We start from the raw sequence: 13,642 nt of genomic DNA, 5'->3' as shown, positions 1-13,642 counted from the left end.
ATGCATATCGACGACGCGCTCAAGGCGCGGAAATCCATCCGCGCCTTCAGGCACGATCCGGTCCCGCTCGACCTTGTGAAGGAAATTCTCGAAACCGCTTCGCTCTCTCCCTCCGGCACCAATGTCCAACCCTGGAAGGTGCATGTGGTCGCAGGCGAAGCGCGGCAGAAGCTCATCGAGGAAGTGCTCGCCCATCGCGAGACCAGTCCGGCCGATGCGGGCGCGGAGTTCACCCGCGTCTCGAAGCGCAAGGAGCCTTTCCTGTCGCGCATGAGGAAGCTCGGCAAGGACATGTATTCGCTGCTCGGCATTCCCAAGGGCGACCAGGCCGCAAACTGGCGCCAGTGGGGCCGCAACTACGAGTTCTTCGACGCGCCGGTCGGCCTCATCTTCTCGGTCGACAAGGATCTCGGGCCCATGGGCTTCGTCGATATCGGCATCTATATGCAGACGCTCATGCTCGTCGCGAAGTCGCGCGGCCTCGACACCTGCGCGCAGGGCGCATGGAACAATTACTGGTCGGTGACGCGCCGTATCCTCGATATACCCGAGGAGGAATACATCGTCTGCGGCATGTCGCTCGGCTATGCCGACGAGACGGCACCGGTCAACACGCTCGTTTCCGAGCGCGAACCGCTGTCGAGCTTCGCGAGCTTTCGCGGCTTCGATTGATCGGGATCGGGAAGGATCAGTGCTGCCCGATATGCGTCGTCGTGAGGGTCTTTACCGGGGGTGCCGCATGAGGCATGGCAGGCGAGGCTTCCGCCGTCTCGGGCGTACCGACGACGAAAAGAGCGGGGCCTGAAGGACTCGCGAAGAGCGGTACGGGATCTGCCATGCCGCCCGCGAGATTGCTCATCACCACCTGACCGCTCATGTCGACCATGGTCGTAGGGGCCGCTGGCGCGGCTGCCCCGGCGGCATGGGCGCTCGCAACGCCCGCAAGGGCGAAGGACAGGACGAGGGAACCGGCAAGGCGCGTGATGCTCATGTCTGAGATATAGAGGTTCCGGCCGAAGCTTCAAGCCGCTCAAATACGATCAAACGGCTGTTCACCGGTTCACCTTGGCCCCGCCCGATCTCGCGCCTATCCTCACCGCAATGAGACAATCACAAAAGGGAGGTTCTTCATGGCGGAATATCCGCGCCCGCTTCCCCTGCCCACGCCCGAAACCCAGCATTTCTGGGACGGATGCAAGGCAGGCGAGCTTCGGCTTCAGCGCTGCACCGACTGCACGCATACCTATTTCCCGCCGCGGCCCTTCTGCCCGGCCTGCTCCTCGCGCAAGGTCGAGGTCTTCAAGGCCTCCGGCAAGGCGACGCTTTACAGCTACATCATCAATCATCGCCCGAGGCCTGATTTCGGCGACCAGCCGCATTCGATCGCGGTGGTGACGCTCGAGGAAGGCCCGCGCATGATGACGAATATCGTCGAATGCCCGCAGACGCCGGAGGCTCTCCAGCTCGACATGCCGCTCGAAGTCATCTTCGAGAAGGCGAGCGAGGAAATCAGCCTGCCGAAGTTCAAGCCGGCCCAAACACCGGCGAAGGGATAAGACGATGAAGCAGAAAACAGTGGCGGTCGTCGGCGCAGCCGAAACGACCGAGATGGGCAAGATTCCCGGCACCTCGCAGCTCATGCTTCATGCCGATGCCGCATTGAACGCGATGCGCGATGCGGGCCTCACCGCGAAGGACATCGACGGCATTGCGACGGCGGGCGACAGCCCGGTCGAGATCGCGCAATATCTCGGCATCACGCCGACATGGGTAGACGGCACCAGCGTCGGCGGCTGCTCCTTCATGCTGCATGTCCGCCACGCGGCGGCGGCGATCAACGAAGGCCTCTGCAACACGGTTCTCATCACGCATGCCGAATCCGGCCGCTCGCGTGTCGGCGCTCGCAAGTTCAGCCGCGATCCGGCGAGCCAGATGGGCCAGTTCGAAGTGCCCTATGGCGTGACGACGCCGCCGACCATGTTCACCATCCCTGTGCTGCGCTACATGAAGGAAGTGGGCGTCACCGAGGAAGACCTCGCCATGGTCGCCGTGATCCAGCGCGAATGGGCGGCGAAGAATCCGCGCGCGACATTCCACGATCCGATCAGCGTCGATGATGTGCTGAACTCGAAGATGATCGCCTGGCCCTTCCGGATTCTGATGTGCTGCCTCGTCACCGATGGCGGCGGTGCACTGATCCTGACCAGCGCAGACCGCGCGAAGGACTTCCCGCAAAAGCCGGTCTATATCCTCGGCACGGGCGAAAGCTGCGAGACGCCGCTGATCAGCCAGATGGAAGACTTCACCACGTCGAAGGCCTTCCGCGTTTCGGGCAAAAAGGCTTTCGCGGAGGCCGGCATCACGCATAAGGACGTCGATCATCTGATGATCTATGACGCCTTCGCGCATCTGCCTCTCTACGGCCTCGAAGATCTCGGCTTCTGTGAGCGCGGCGAAGCGGCGGCCTTCATCCGCGAGCGCAACACCGCGCCGGGCGGCAAGCTGCCGCTCAATACTAATGGCGGCGGACTCTCCTACATGCATTCCGGCATGTACGGCATGTATGCGCTTCAGGAAAGCGTGCGGCAGATGCGGGGCATTGCGCCCGCGCAGGTGCCGGGCGCGAAGATCTCCATCGCGCATGGCGTCGGCGGCATGTTCGCCGCGTCGGGCACCATCGTCTTCTCGAACGAAGCGCCATAAGGAAAGAAGAGGCCGCCATGAATCTCACAAAGCCACGTATCGATGTCGGCCTCCTCACCAACAATCTCGAAGCGATGCTCGCCTTCTATCAGAAGGAAGTCGGGCTCCCCTTCGATCATGTGTTGCCACTCGGCGGCGGGCGTCAGCAGCATCGCCACGATCTTCTGGGCTCCGTCCTCAAGATCAATGCGAGCCGCGAGCCCATCGCCGAACGCGCGCCCTCTGGCTATCGCGAATTGCTGATTGCGCGGGAAGGGCTTCTCGGGCCGAAGCGCCTCACCGATCCAGACGGAAACCTCGTCACGCTGGTGCCGCCGGGCGCCTTCGGCATCACGCGCATTGGCGTGAAGCTCGGCGTGCGCGATACCGCCGCTCATCGCCGTTTCTATGCCGTAGCGCTCGGGCTTCCCGATGTGCCGGAAGCGGGAGGCGACAGCTTCCTCTGCGGAGACAGCGTCATCCTCATCGAGAACGATCCCAAGGCTCCCTCGGACGCGAGCATGGAGGGAACAGGGTTTCGCTATCTCACCATCCAGGTCTTCAAGACCGACGAGGAGCATGCGGGGATTCTCGCGCGCGGCGGCCGTGAAGGTCTCGCGCCCCAGACGCTCGGCAGCGTCGCCCGCATCTCTTTTGTGCGTGACCCTGATGGAAACTGGATAGAAATTTCGCAACGTGCCTCACTAACGGGCAGCCTCGACTGAAAGCGCAGCCAAATCCTCTCACGCGGCATTTTCCGCTAGACTGTCCGCCATCGACGAGCGAAAGACAGGCGACATAAGCGCGAAGGAGCAGAGAAAATGGAAGGCGTCACAGTCATCACGCATCCGCTGGTTCAGCACAAACTCAGCATCATGCGTGACAAAAACACTTCGACCGCCGGCTTCCGCCAGCTCCTTCGCGAGATCGCGGTTCTGCTCTGCTATGAAGTCACGCGCGACCTCAAACTCACGACCCGCGCCATCGAAACACCGCTGGTCGAGATGGAAGCGCCGATGCTCGCGGGCAAGAAGCTCGTCTTCGCGTCGGTGCTGCGCGCGGGCAATGGCCTCCTCGAAGGCATGCTCGAGCTTGTGCCCTCGGCACGCGTCGCTCATATCGGCCTTTATCGCGACCACAAGACGCTTCAGGCGGTCGAGTATTATTTCAAGGCGCCGGACGATCTCGGCGACCGACCGGTCATCGTCGTCGATCCGATGCTCGCCACCGCCAATTCGGCGATTGCCGCCGTCGAACTGTTGAAGGGCCGCGGCGCCAAAGATGTTCGCTTCGTCTGCCTGCTGGCGGCACCCGAGGGCGTGCAGAAATTCCGGGCGGCGCATCCGGAAGTGCCCCTTTTTACGGCCGCTATCGATAGCCATCTCAACGAAAATGGATATATCGTTCCGGGGCTCGGAGATGCGGGGGACCGGCTTTACGGAACGAAATAATCCCCGCCCAAGAGGGAGAACAGCGTGGCCTACAACAAGATCGAGGTGAACCGCATCGCGGGCGCACTTGGCGCGGAAATCGTCGGCGTCGATCTCTCGCGTGAACTCGACAACGAGACCTTCGACGACATCCACCGGGCCTTCCTCGACCATCAGGTCATCTTCTTCCGCGACCAGCAGATCAGTCATGAGCAGCACAAGGCTTTCGGCCGCCGTTTCGGAACGCTCAACATCCACCCCTATGTGAAGGGTATGGACGGGCATCCGGAGATCATGCAGATCGTCAAGGAGCCGGACGACAGGGTGAATTTCGGCGGCGGCTGGCACTCCGACATGTCCTTCCTCGAGGAGCCAGCACTCGGCTCGATCCTCTATGCGAAAGAGGTTCCGCCCTATGGCGGCGACACGCTCTGGGCCAACCAGTATCTCGCCTATGAGACGCTTTCGGACGGCATGAAGGCGATGCTCGAAGGGCTTCGCGCGGTCCACACCGCCAAGGGCGAATATAGCGAGCGCGGTCATTCGGCACAGAAGCGCAAGTCGATGGAAGTCGCGACCGCCGGCGACGACGTGCCGTCCTACGAGCACCCCGTGGTGCGGACGCATCCCAAGACCGGACGCAAGGCGCTTTACGTCAACCCCGCCTTCACCGAGAAGTTCGTCGGCATGACGCGCCGCGAGAGCAGGCCGCTCCTGAACTTCCTCTTCGAGCACTGCACGCAGGAAGGCTTTACCTGCCGCTTCCGCTGGACGAAGAACGCCATCGCCTTCTGGGACAACCGCTGCACGCAGCATTTCGCGCTCAACGACTATCATGGCCATCGCCGCCATATGGAGCGCGTCACGGTGAACGGCGACCGCCCCTTCTGACGAGGCCCCTTCGCCAAATTCACTTTGAAACACCAAGTTCAGCCTGCATCATGCGGGCGGGCGAGTCGCGCGTGACAGAGGCTGCGTGGCTCTTTGGGGGTTCAAGGCCGGGGATGGGCATGACCGGACGCATATATCGGGCGGCACTTTGCGCCGCCGCCATTTTCACGCTTTCCGTTATTTCCTTCGGTCCGTCGCGTGCTGAAGCGCCGGGCCTTCCCACAGCTGCGGACCCGGCGGCGCGCGGGCTTGCCATCGCGCAGGAGAGCGACAAGCGCGACCGGGGCTGGGGCGACGCCAAGGCCGATATGAAGATGGCGCTCACCAACGCCTCCGGCGAGACGAGCGAACGCGCGTTGCGCTTCATGATGCTCGAAAATACCGATGGCGACGGCAACTGGAGTCTGATGACCTTCGACAGGCCCGCCGACATCGAAGGAACTGCGCTTCTCACCTATCCCCATGTGAAGGAAGCCGACGAGCAATGGCTCTATCTGCCGACAGTGAAGCGCGTGAAGCGCATTTCCTCCGCGAACAAGTCGGGCCCCTTTGTCGGCAGCGAATTCGCCTTCGAGGATTTTTCCGCGCAGCAGGTCGGCAAGTTCACCTACAAATGGCTCAGGGATGAGCCCTGCGGCGACCGCACCTGCCACGTCGTCGAACGTACGCCGCAATATGAGGATTCCGGCTATACGCGCCAGATCGTCTGGATCGACACGACCGACTATCTGTTCCGCAAGACCGACTTCTATGACCGCAAGGACAGCCTCATCAAGACGCTCACCTATCAGGACTACAAGCTCTATGACAACAAGTTCTGGCGGCCCGGCGAACTCGCCATGGCGAACCACGAAACCAAGAAATCGACGCGCCTCATCTGGCAGAGCTATGCCTTTCATACCGGCCTGACGAAGGATGATTTCTCCACGGCGAGCCTCGAAAGGGCGCGCTGATGGCGAAGTCGAGCCGGGCGGCATTCTTCGCGGTCATCGCGGCACTCGCTCCCGCCTGCGCACATGCGGATGATCTCTCGCTGCGCGGCACGATCGAGCCGGAGCTACGTCTCTTCACGCAATCGGCGAGCAGCGCCCGCCAGAAGGACACGGATATATCCGTGTCCGGCGAGGCAACCGGCAAATACATGTGGGGCGACGGCGACCAGTCGCTCATCGTCACGCCTTTCGCGCGGCTCGACCAGCGCGACAGCCGCCGCACGCATTGGGATCTGCGCGAGGCGCGCTACGGCCTCGTCATGGGCAAGTGGGAGGTGCGGCTCGGCTTCGACAAGGTGTTCTGGGGCGTTACGGAGGCAGTTCATCTCGTCGACGTCATCAACCAGACCGACCTCATAGAAGATCCGGTGAAGCAGGAAGCACGGCTCGGCCAGCCTATGCTGCGCCTTCGCACGACGCAGGATTTTGGCACCTTCGACGCTTTCCTTCTCCCCTATTTTCGGGAGCGCGACTTTCCGGGTACGAACGGGCGGCCTGCCTATGACATTCCCGTCGACATGGACCTCACGCGCTATGAAAGCTCGCGCAAGGAGCGGCGCGTCGATGGCGCGTTCCGCTATTCGCATCATCTGGGCGATATCGATTTCGGCGTCAGCTATTTTCAGGGCACAAACCGCGACCCCATTCTCACGCCTGCGCTCAGCTCGGGTGGCGACCTCGTTCTCTCGCCCTATTATGCCCAGATGAAGCAGGCTTCCATCGACGCGCAGGCGACGAAGGGCGCATGGCTTTATAAGTTCGAAGGCTATTGGCGCCGCGAACTCGGCCGCGAATACGAGGCGGCGACCGGCGGCGTGGAATATACCTTCTACGGCGCCCTCGGCACCGAAGGCGATATTGGCGTCGTCGCCGAATATGCACTGGACAGCCGCGGCCTCATGGCGCGCGATCCTTATGAAAACGACGGCTTCCTCGCATTGCGCTGGACGGCGAATGATGAAGCCTCGACGAGCTTCCTTGGCGGCGCGGTCGTCGATGCCGAGACCGGCGCAATGGGCTTTCGCTTCAAGGGCGAGCGCAGGCTCAGCGATGACTACCGCCTGTCGGCCGAAGCCTATTTCTTCGGCAATGTGCCACGGCGCGATCCGATCTACAGCATCGCCGACGACAACTATCTGCAATTCCGTATCGCGCGTTTCTTCTGATCGGCTCCGTTGCGAACAAGTTTCCGACGGCACGCGGGAAAAAGCGTTTAGACTTTCGGTGCAGGATATCCCCTCCTCTTCTGTCGCTCATGCAATAACGAGCCGATGCAGCTGACCGAGCTTCTTTATTTCATCACGACCTTTGGCGATCAGGCAGTCACCCTGCCCTTCGCCGTGGCCGTCGCCATCGTGCTTTTCGCCACGCGCGCGCGCCAGACCGCACTCATCTGGTGTCTCGCGCTCGTCGCCGCGTGGGGCGGCGCGCTCATCGCCAAACTTGTCTTTCTCTCCTGCGGCCACCTCCTGCCCGCTCTCGACATCAGAAGCCCCAGCGGTCACACGACCGCCGCCATCGCAGCTTACGGCGGCTTTGCGATGCTCTGGGCGAGGGATATGCCCGAGCGCTGGATGCGCGTGCTTCTTGCTGCCGGGGCGCTGTTGGTGTGCGCCGGTATCGCGCTATCTCGCGTTCTTCTCCACATGCACAGCATGCCCGAAGTGCTGCTCGGCGCGATGATCGGGCTTGCCGCGCCGATCATTCTCTACCGCACGGAACCGCCTGTCTCCGAGCCCTGCTCACGACCGACGCCGCTCTTGCTGCTTCTGCCCCTGTGTCTCGTTTTGTCCTCAACGGAACAACCCTGCCAGTCGAAGGGATGATCGGCGTGATTTCGCGGGCTCTCGCGGACTTGCTTGGAATTTGCGCCTGACTTCTTCGCGAAGCGTCATGGCGGGTAGCTCTCTCGTTTCTATTTCGATAAACCAGTGATCCAGACTTGAATCCCGGCTGTATCAGCAAAAGTATCGCGAATGGCGAGCCGTCCAGAAACGGCCCCGGAGAGGCGGATCATGGCGAAAGCAAAGACGAAGAAACCCCAGAAGATTGCGAAGCCGACGCAGGCTGAGGTCGAAGAGGCCGTGCGCACCATGCTGCGCTGGGCGGGAGAAGACCCTACTCGCGAAGGGTTGATCGACACGCCGGGACGCGTCGCGCGTTCCTATCGCGAACTCTTCTCCGGTTATGACGTCGACCCGCGCGCCTATCTCGAGCGCGTCTTCGAGGAAGTCGGCGGCTATGACGAGCTGATCGTGATGCGGAACATTCGCGTCGTCAGCTTCTGCGAGCACCACATGCTGCCGGTAACCGGCTATGCCCATGTCGGCTACCTGCCGTCGAACCGCGTCGTCGGCATCTCGAAGCTTGCCCGCGTCGTGCATGGCTTCGCGCGACGTTTCCAGATTCAGGAAAAACTCACTGCCGAGATCGCGCGCACGATTTTCGAAGTGCTCGAACCGCGCGGCGTCGGCGTCGTCATCCAGGCCGAACATGCCTGCATGACCATGCGCGGCGTAAACTCACCGGAAGCAACACTCAGCACCAGCCATCTCATCGGTGCGGTGCGCGACGATCCGAAGACGCGCGAGGAGTTCCTGCGCATGACGATGGATCATCATCGCTGAGAAAATAGGAAGGCCCCGCACTGTCGAAACAGGCGGGGCCTTTCGCGTTTCAGCCAATCGGCTTTAGCGTTTGATCTTCGATATCTTCGAGCCTTCGATGCTGACGCCTGCCATCAATCCCTGCTGATTGAAGATGAAGGCATAGGCATCGTCCTTCAGCGTCGAAGTTGAAAGATTTTTCGCCGCGCCCGCGTCGACAACTACCACCGTCGGACCGACGCCGATTTCCCAGCCCGACGACTTGTCGAGATAATCGACCGCTTTCTTCGTCATCAGGAAGACGACATAGCCATATGACTGCGCGCCCGCCTGCAGGCCCCATGAGCCGGTAACGGAGTTGTAGTAGTCGACGACGCGCCCGTTCTTGCGCAGCACGCCTTCGCCATAAGCGCCGCCGAAAACGAGGCCTGCCTTCACGATGTTCGGGAAGACGAGAATGGCGCGGGCCTGCCTGCCGATCGCCTTCGCCGTCGCATTTGTGGCGTAGAGATTGTTGAGCGCTTGCAGCGAATCCCTGTTGAGATCCTCTGCCGTCGCCGCCGTTGCGCGGTCCGCCAGACCGACCGAAAGAACCATGCCGGCGGCAAGAAGCAGCGAGAGGAATGCCCGTCGAGATTTCATCATGATGGTTACCTTGCTGTGCGTGTGCCTGTGCATAGGCTTGCGCGTGACTGGATAACGCCCGGACAGGAGAAAAGTTCCGTAGGGCGACCATTTTGGCAAGGAACCACCCGAGGTCACAAGCTCACACAAAGCTGGCCTCGTCAGCGCTCCGGTGCGGAGCTGCCTCGATGTGGGATATGTCAGTTTCGAGCAAACGCCCCGAAGGGGCCGGCAATGGTGGGCGCGACAGGGATTGAACCTGTGACCCCTACGATGTCAACGTAGTGCTCTCCCGCTGAGCTACGCGCCCATTGCCATTGCGGACGGGGCGGGGCCGAACCCGGCGCCCCGGTTAGAGGCAGTCCGTATATCGGGGATGCAGGCGAAAGACAAGATGGAAGACGCCGGGAATTTCACCGAAGCGTCGTGAAATTTCACGCAGCCATCAGCCGCTCGACCTCGGCGACCAGATCCTTCAGGTGGAAGGGCTTGGAAAGCACCTTGGCGTCCTTGGGGGCCGCATTCTCGGGATTGAGCGCTACGGCGGCAAAGCCGGTGATGAACATGATCTTCATCGTCGGGTCGAGCTCGGCGGCGTGGCGCGCCAGCTCGATGCCATCCATTTCGGGCATGACGATGTCGGTCAGGAGAATGTCGAATATATCGTGCTTGAGCTTGTCATGGGCCTGGTCGCCGCGACCATAGGCGATCACTTCATGCCCGGCATTTTCGAGCGCCTTCGCCAGAAACCGGCGCATGGAATCATCGTCTTCCGCCAGAAGAATGCGTGCCATCAGCCCAAATCCACCTGTTCACTGCCCGGTTCGCGGCCCATTTTTCCTCGGAATCGCCAGGACCGTCCTGTCCGGCACTCTAGGTTTCCGGGGTAAACGCCCCGTGAATGGCCGCCTCTTATCCCTTGGGACATTGGGGACAAAAACGCGACTTGTTCGCAAGCCTTCGTCTCCGCATGTTATCCTGATTGAAGTAAAGGGCCGGTCCGGCGCCGTCGCCGGGACCGCCTGCCCTTGAAAAGCCGACCGGGCGGGTGAATATCCTTGAGTCTCATGGCTACCAATCCCCAGCAGCTTGACGACGATCGGCAAGGTCTGTCCGCCACGGACGAAGCGGAGCTTTTCGCGCACCCCGTCGCGATCGAAAGGCCGGCGAAACCCCGTATCCCCTTCGTCTTTTCCTCGCCCCATAGTGGCCGCATCTATACGGAGGCCTTCATCGCCGCCTCCAATCTCGATGCCATGACGCTTCGCCGCTCGGAAGACAGCTTCATCGAGGAGGTTTTCAGCGGCGTCGTGCCGCTGGGGGCTCCGCTGCTCCATGCCCGCTTTCCCCGCGCCTATCTGGATGCGAATCGCGAGCCCTATGAGCTCGATCCGGCCATGTTCACCGATCCACTGCCCCCGCATGTGAACACGCGGTCGCTCCGCGTCGCGGGCGGCCTCGGCACCATCGCCCGGGTCGTCGCCGAGTCGACCGAAATCTATCGCGCGCCTCTTTCCTATGCGGAAGCCGAGCGGCGCATCCGCCTCCTTTACATGCCGTTCCATGAGGCGCTGCGCAGCCTGCTCGAAGAGGCGCACGAGCAGTTCGGTTGGGCCCTGCTGGTCGATTGCCACTCCATGCCCTCGGCCGGGGCTCCAAACGAGGATGATCGGGGCGCAAGCCGGCCCGACATCGTGCTGGGCGACCGCTACGGAACATCCTGCGCCAGCGAGATCACCGAGGCGGCGGAAGGTCTGCTGCGGCGGCTGGGCTACCGCGTCGCCCGCAACAACCCTTATGCGGGCGGCTTCAACACCGAGCATTACGGGCGGCCACAGGCGGGGCTCCACGCCCTCCAGATCGAGATCAACCGGGCGCTCTACATGGACGAAACCCGGCTGGAGCGCGGCGCAGGCTTTGCCAAGCTCCAGGCCGACATGACCGCCTTCGCCTCGGAGCTCGCCGGCCTCGACTGGTCGACGCTCTCCAATGGCGGGCGTCACGCCGCCCAATAGGGCCGAAAATCCCCAAATCCCGTGCGCCGGGCATGGCTTGGCACAAAAAAAGGGGCCCTGGCGAACCAGGGCCCAAGTTTAGGGAGGAAACGCCCAGGAAGGGCTACGTCATCAGGAGTAAACTCAACCGATGACGCAATGCACAATATACATTGCAGCGCACAATAAACAAGGCCCTTGAGCAAAAATTTATCATGCCGCGCGATGCGGCATTTTTTATCTAAATTACCGTCTTTAAAGGCAATTTGTCGCACGTTCCCGGCCCGCTGCAGTGCAGCGAACCCCGAAGTTGAGCGTTAATTTCTGCCTTCGATCAAATCTTCGTTAAGGGAAGGCGATGCAGGATGGCAGCGCTCGCATCTCTGCGAGGCGCTAGATCACGCGCTTCGCGGCGAAAGACGGCAGGGGCTGAACAGAATGCATCGACAAGACCGGACGACCAGAAGCGCCGCCAGGGCCGGAACCATCCGGGCCGGATTGGCGCTCGCGCTCGGCTCGGCGCTCTCATTGGCCTCCACGCTGGCATATGCCGAGAGCGCAACCAAAGCACCCTCCGCGCCTTCCCCCTGGACCTATTGCGAGCGCGCCGCCATCGCCATCGAGGCGACACAGAAAATGCCGCGCGCGCTGCTCGTCTCGGTCTCCATGGCGGAAACCGGCCGGCTCGATCCCGAGACACGCAAGACCCGGCCCTGGCCATGGACGATCAATGCAGAAGGCCAGTCCTTCTATTTCGATACGAAGCGTGAGGCTGTCGCCGCCACGAAGCGCCTTCTGAAGGCGGGCGTCCGGAGCATCGATGTGGGCTGCATGCAGGTCAATCTGCGCTACCACCCCGACGCTTTCGCAGACCTTTACGACGCCTTCGACCCCCTGACCAACGTGACCTACGCGGCCCGATTCCTGACGCGGTTGCATGGTCAGGCACGCTCCTGGCCGAAGGCCGTGGCCAACTACCATTCCGAATTGGCCTCCCGGAACAAACCCTACTTCGCCAAGGTCATCCGCATCTGGGCGAATGAACGCGACCGCGTCGCCGCGCTCACCGAGGCCATGAAGGCTGAAGCCGCCGCCAGCATCGTCTCGACGCTGGAGACGCCCGCAAGCGTCCCGTCGGTGGCGCAGGTCGCCATCGTGGAGCCTCAGCAGCGCCCAGCGCCGATGGTGCTCGATGCGCAACCAAGGCACGATCTGCGCGAAGGTGCATCGGCCACGGTGGGCTTGCGTCTTTCCATCGCCGACAATGATTTTGCGGCTGGCGCCGACTCCAAGGGCAAACGCCCGGCGCCGCGTGTGATCGACCCCGCGCCGAACACCATTGTCGCCGACGCGTCCACGGACCTGAGACTACCCTGAAGTCGGGTCAGGCCTTCCAGCCTGCCGGGACGACGAGACGCAGAAAGCGCGTCCCCTGCTCGACGGACTGAGGCAGCGTACCGCGCGCATCGCCATCGACTTCCACCGCCAGCCCCTCGGGTTCCAGAAAGCGCACCTGCCGCACCGGCACGATCTCGACATCGGGCAATCGCCCGACGCGACCGAGCCCCAGCGCGACGAGATAGCGGATCAACGCGAAACGCCCGCCGTTGCGGAAGAGATAGAGCAACAGGCCCGGCTGCGATATGTCGCCTTCCGACGCGAGAACATAGGGGCCGGCAAAATAACGGCCGTTCACGACAATGGCCCATTGCGCGCGCTTCTCGCGCCCATCGGCGATCAGGCGAATGTCGCGGCCGGGCCCCTTGAACCATGCCTTGACGCCAGCCCAGACGAAGGCGCCCTTGCCCCAGAGTTTCTTCAGCGCCGGATTGATGTCGTGGACGACCACGCCGTCAAATCCGACGCCGACCATGAGCAGAAATATTTCGCCGCCGACCAGACCCGTGCCGACAAGCTGTGCCGGACCTGTGAGCAGCATGTCGGCAATTTCGCCTGCGCGCGGACGAAGCGAGAGTTCGATGGCCAGGACATTCGCGGTGCCGAGCGGAATGATCGCCAGCGGAACGCCCTGCCCCAGAAGACCACGCGCCACTTCGTTGATGGTGCCGTCGCCGCCCGCGGCAACGATAACGTCTGCCTGTCCGCGCTCCGCCGCGCGCCGGGCCAGCTCCGTCGCATGCCCCGGACGCTCGGTCGGTTCGACGGTGACCTCCGCCCCGCCGCGCCTCAGGCGTTCGACGACTGCGTTGAGCAACCTCGAACGCCGGGCGCCTGCGATCGGATTCACGATGATGTGGAACGAGCGACGTAACGGCACGGATCCCCCGGCGCATGTGTCATCAAAGCGTCTTCAATCCGTCACGAGATCTTGTCGACTACCACCGAATATGGGGCAGTAGCGGTTCAGATGCCCCGCTTATAGCGGTTAACTGTCGAGCTGGCGAGCGCCGGCAAAATCAGTT

General features: G+C 62.3%; 16 protein-coding genes and 1 tRNA gene. 12 read left to right on the top strand and 5 right to left on the bottom strand.

Features of this window, described 5'->3' with window-relative positions; all coding sequences use genetic code 11:
* Nucleotides 1-672, top strand: a complete 672-nt coding sequence (locus tag ABFC66_RS09100; protein WP_346740633.1) for a nitroreductase — start codon at nucleotides 1-3, stop codon at nucleotides 670-672.
* Nucleotides 673-688: 16 nt separating this feature from the next.
* Here ABFC66_RS09100 and ABFC66_RS09095 read toward each other — a convergent pair whose 3' ends face one another.
* Entirely contained in the window at nucleotides 689-991 is a 303-nt protein-coding gene (locus tag ABFC66_RS09095; RefSeq protein ID WP_346740632.1) for a hypothetical protein, read from the bottom strand.
* Between the two features lie 139 nt (nucleotides 992-1,130).
* Here ABFC66_RS09095 and ABFC66_RS09090 point away from each other — a divergent pair, with 139 nt between their 5' ends.
* The 9 genes from ABFC66_RS09090 to folE all read left to right on the top strand — a co-directional run bounded on the left by ABFC66_RS09090 (nucleotide 1,131) and on the right by folE (nucleotide 8,622).
* Nucleotides 1,131-1,556, top strand: coding sequence for an OB-fold domain-containing protein (locus ABFC66_RS09090; RefSeq protein WP_346740631.1), 426 nt, complete (start codon nucleotides 1,131-1,133; stop codon nucleotides 1,554-1,556).
* Nucleotides 1,557-1,560: 4 nt separating this feature from the next.
* Nucleotides 1,561-2,703, top strand: coding sequence for a thiolase (locus ABFC66_RS09085; protein ID WP_346740630.1), 1,143 nt, complete (start codon nucleotides 1,561-1,563; stop codon nucleotides 2,701-2,703).
* Between the two features lie 17 nt (nucleotides 2,704-2,720).
* Nucleotides 2,721-3,407 carry a VOC family protein gene (locus tag ABFC66_RS09080; protein WP_346740629.1) on the top strand — a complete coding sequence of 229 codons (687 nt, stop codon included), beginning with the start codon at nucleotides 2,721-2,723 and terminating at the stop codon, nucleotides 3,405-3,407.
* A gap of 96 nt (nucleotides 3,408-3,503) precedes the next feature.
* Complete coding sequence (upp, locus tag ABFC66_RS09075) at nucleotides 3,504-4,133, top strand: uracil phosphoribosyltransferase (RefSeq protein ID WP_346740628.1); 630 nt, start codon at nucleotides 3,504-3,506, stop codon at nucleotides 4,131-4,133.
* A 24-nt stretch (nucleotides 4,134-4,157) separates the two neighbouring features.
* Nucleotides 4,158-5,003, top strand: a complete 846-nt coding sequence (locus ABFC66_RS09070; RefSeq protein ID WP_346740627.1) for a TauD/TfdA family dioxygenase — start codon at nucleotides 4,158-4,160, stop codon at nucleotides 5,001-5,003.
* Nucleotides 5,004-5,122: 119 nt separating this feature from the next.
* Nucleotides 5,123-5,956 carry an outer membrane lipoprotein-sorting protein gene (locus ABFC66_RS09065; protein ID WP_346740626.1) on the top strand — a complete coding sequence of 278 codons (834 nt, stop codon included), beginning with the start codon at nucleotides 5,123-5,125 and terminating at the stop codon, nucleotides 5,954-5,956.
* Nucleotides 5,956-7,161, top strand: a complete 1,206-nt coding sequence (locus tag ABFC66_RS09060) for a hypothetical protein (protein WP_346740625.1) — start codon at nucleotides 5,956-5,958, stop codon at nucleotides 7,159-7,161. The genes ABFC66_RS09065 and ABFC66_RS09060 overlap by 1 nt, the downstream gene beginning before the upstream one ends.
* A gap of 105 nt (nucleotides 7,162-7,266) precedes the next feature.
* A complete protein-coding gene (locus ABFC66_RS09055; protein ID WP_346740624.1) occupies nucleotides 7,267-7,821 on the top strand; it encodes a phosphatase PAP2 family protein in 555 nt (184 codons plus the stop codon).
* A 189-nt stretch (nucleotides 7,822-8,010) separates the two neighbouring features.
* Entirely contained in the window at nucleotides 8,011-8,622 is a 612-nt protein-coding gene (gene folE, locus ABFC66_RS09050; RefSeq protein ID WP_346740623.1) for a GTP cyclohydrolase I FolE, read from the top strand.
* Between the two features lie 63 nt (nucleotides 8,623-8,685).
* Here folE and ABFC66_RS09045 read toward each other — a convergent pair whose 3' ends face one another.
* From ABFC66_RS09045 to ABFC66_RS09035, 3 genes are all read right to left on the bottom strand, one after another.
* The gene (locus ABFC66_RS09045) at nucleotides 8,686-9,246 is read right to left on the bottom strand and encodes a lipid-binding SYLF domain-containing protein (RefSeq protein WP_346740622.1); all 561 of its coding nucleotides are present in this window, start codon (nucleotides 9,244-9,246) and stop codon (nucleotides 8,686-8,688) included.
* A 214-nt stretch (nucleotides 9,247-9,460) separates the two neighbouring features.
* Nucleotides 9,461-9,535 (bottom strand) — tRNA-Val (locus ABFC66_RS09040).
* A gap of 124 nt (nucleotides 9,536-9,659) precedes the next feature.
* Nucleotides 9,660-10,019 carry a response regulator gene (locus ABFC66_RS09035; protein WP_152215507.1) on the bottom strand — a complete coding sequence of 120 codons (360 nt, stop codon included), beginning with the start codon at nucleotides 10,017-10,019 and terminating at the stop codon, nucleotides 9,660-9,662.
* 273 nt (nucleotides 10,020-10,292) lie between these two features.
* On the opposite strand from ABFC66_RS09035, the gene ABFC66_RS09030 reads away from it, so the two are divergent.
* Nucleotides 10,293-11,240, top strand: a complete 948-nt coding sequence (locus ABFC66_RS09030) for an N-formylglutamate amidohydrolase (RefSeq protein WP_346740621.1) — start codon at nucleotides 10,293-10,295, stop codon at nucleotides 11,238-11,240.
* A gap of 417 nt (nucleotides 11,241-11,657) precedes the next feature.
* The gene (locus tag ABFC66_RS09025) at nucleotides 11,658-12,596 is read left to right on the top strand and encodes a transglycosylase SLT domain-containing protein (protein ID WP_346740620.1); all 939 of its coding nucleotides are present in this window, start codon (nucleotides 11,658-11,660) and stop codon (nucleotides 12,594-12,596) included.
* Nucleotides 12,597-12,603: 7 nt separating this feature from the next.
* On the opposite strand, the gene ABFC66_RS09020 is transcribed toward ABFC66_RS09025, so the two are convergent.
* A complete protein-coding gene (locus ABFC66_RS09020) occupies nucleotides 12,604-13,497 on the bottom strand; it encodes a diacylglycerol kinase family protein (RefSeq protein ID WP_346740619.1) in 894 nt (297 codons plus the stop codon).
* Nucleotides 13,498-13,642 lie beyond the last annotated feature (145 nt).

This window comes from Parvibaculum sp. (genome assembly GCF_039680535.1).
In the GTDB taxonomy this organism is placed as follows: domain Bacteria; phylum Pseudomonadota; class Alphaproteobacteria; order Parvibaculales; family Parvibaculaceae; genus Parvibaculum.
This window is presented reverse-complemented; position numbering and strand designations above follow the sequence as displayed.

Coding starts and splice junctions, on each gene's coding strand:
- ABFC66_RS09100 (WP_346740633.1), top strand. CDS start 1: ATGCATATCGACGACGCGCTCAAGGCGCGGAAATCCATCCGCGCCTTC.
- ABFC66_RS09095 (WP_346740632.1), bottom strand. CDS start 991: ATGAGCATCACGCGCCTTGCCGGTTCCCTCGTCCTGTCCTTCGCCCTT.
- ABFC66_RS09090 (WP_346740631.1), top strand. CDS start 1,131: ATGGCGGAATATCCGCGCCCGCTTCCCCTGCCCACGCCCGAAACCCAG.
- ABFC66_RS09085 (WP_346740630.1), top strand. CDS start 1,561: ATGAAGCAGAAAACAGTGGCGGTCGTCGGCGCAGCCGAAACGACCGAG.
- ABFC66_RS09080 (WP_346740629.1), top strand. CDS start 2,721: ATGAATCTCACAAAGCCACGTATCGATGTCGGCCTCCTCACCAACAAT.
- upp (WP_346740628.1), top strand. CDS start 3,504: ATGGAAGGCGTCACAGTCATCACGCATCCGCTGGTTCAGCACAAACTC.
- ABFC66_RS09065 (WP_346740626.1), top strand. CDS start 5,123: ATGACCGGACGCATATATCGGGCGGCACTTTGCGCCGCCGCCATTTTC.
- ABFC66_RS09060 (WP_346740625.1), top strand. CDS start 5,956: ATGGCGAAGTCGAGCCGGGCGGCATTCTTCGCGGTCATCGCGGCACTC.
- ABFC66_RS09055 (WP_346740624.1), top strand. CDS start 7,267: ATGCAGCTGACCGAGCTTCTTTATTTCATCACGACCTTTGGCGATCAG.
- folE (WP_346740623.1), top strand. CDS start 8,011: ATGGCGAAAGCAAAGACGAAGAAACCCCAGAAGATTGCGAAGCCGACG.
- ABFC66_RS09045 (WP_346740622.1), bottom strand. CDS start 9,246: ATGATGAAATCTCGACGGGCATTCCTCTCGCTGCTTCTTGCCGCCGGC.
- ABFC66_RS09035 (WP_152215507.1), bottom strand. CDS start 10,019: ATGGCACGCATTCTTCTGGCGGAAGACGATGATTCCATGCGCCGGTTT.
- ABFC66_RS09030 (WP_346740621.1), top strand. CDS start 10,293: ATGGCTACCAATCCCCAGCAGCTTGACGACGATCGGCAAGGTCTGTCC.
- ABFC66_RS09025 (WP_346740620.1), top strand. CDS start 11,658: ATGCATCGACAAGACCGGACGACCAGAAGCGCCGCCAGGGCCGGAACC.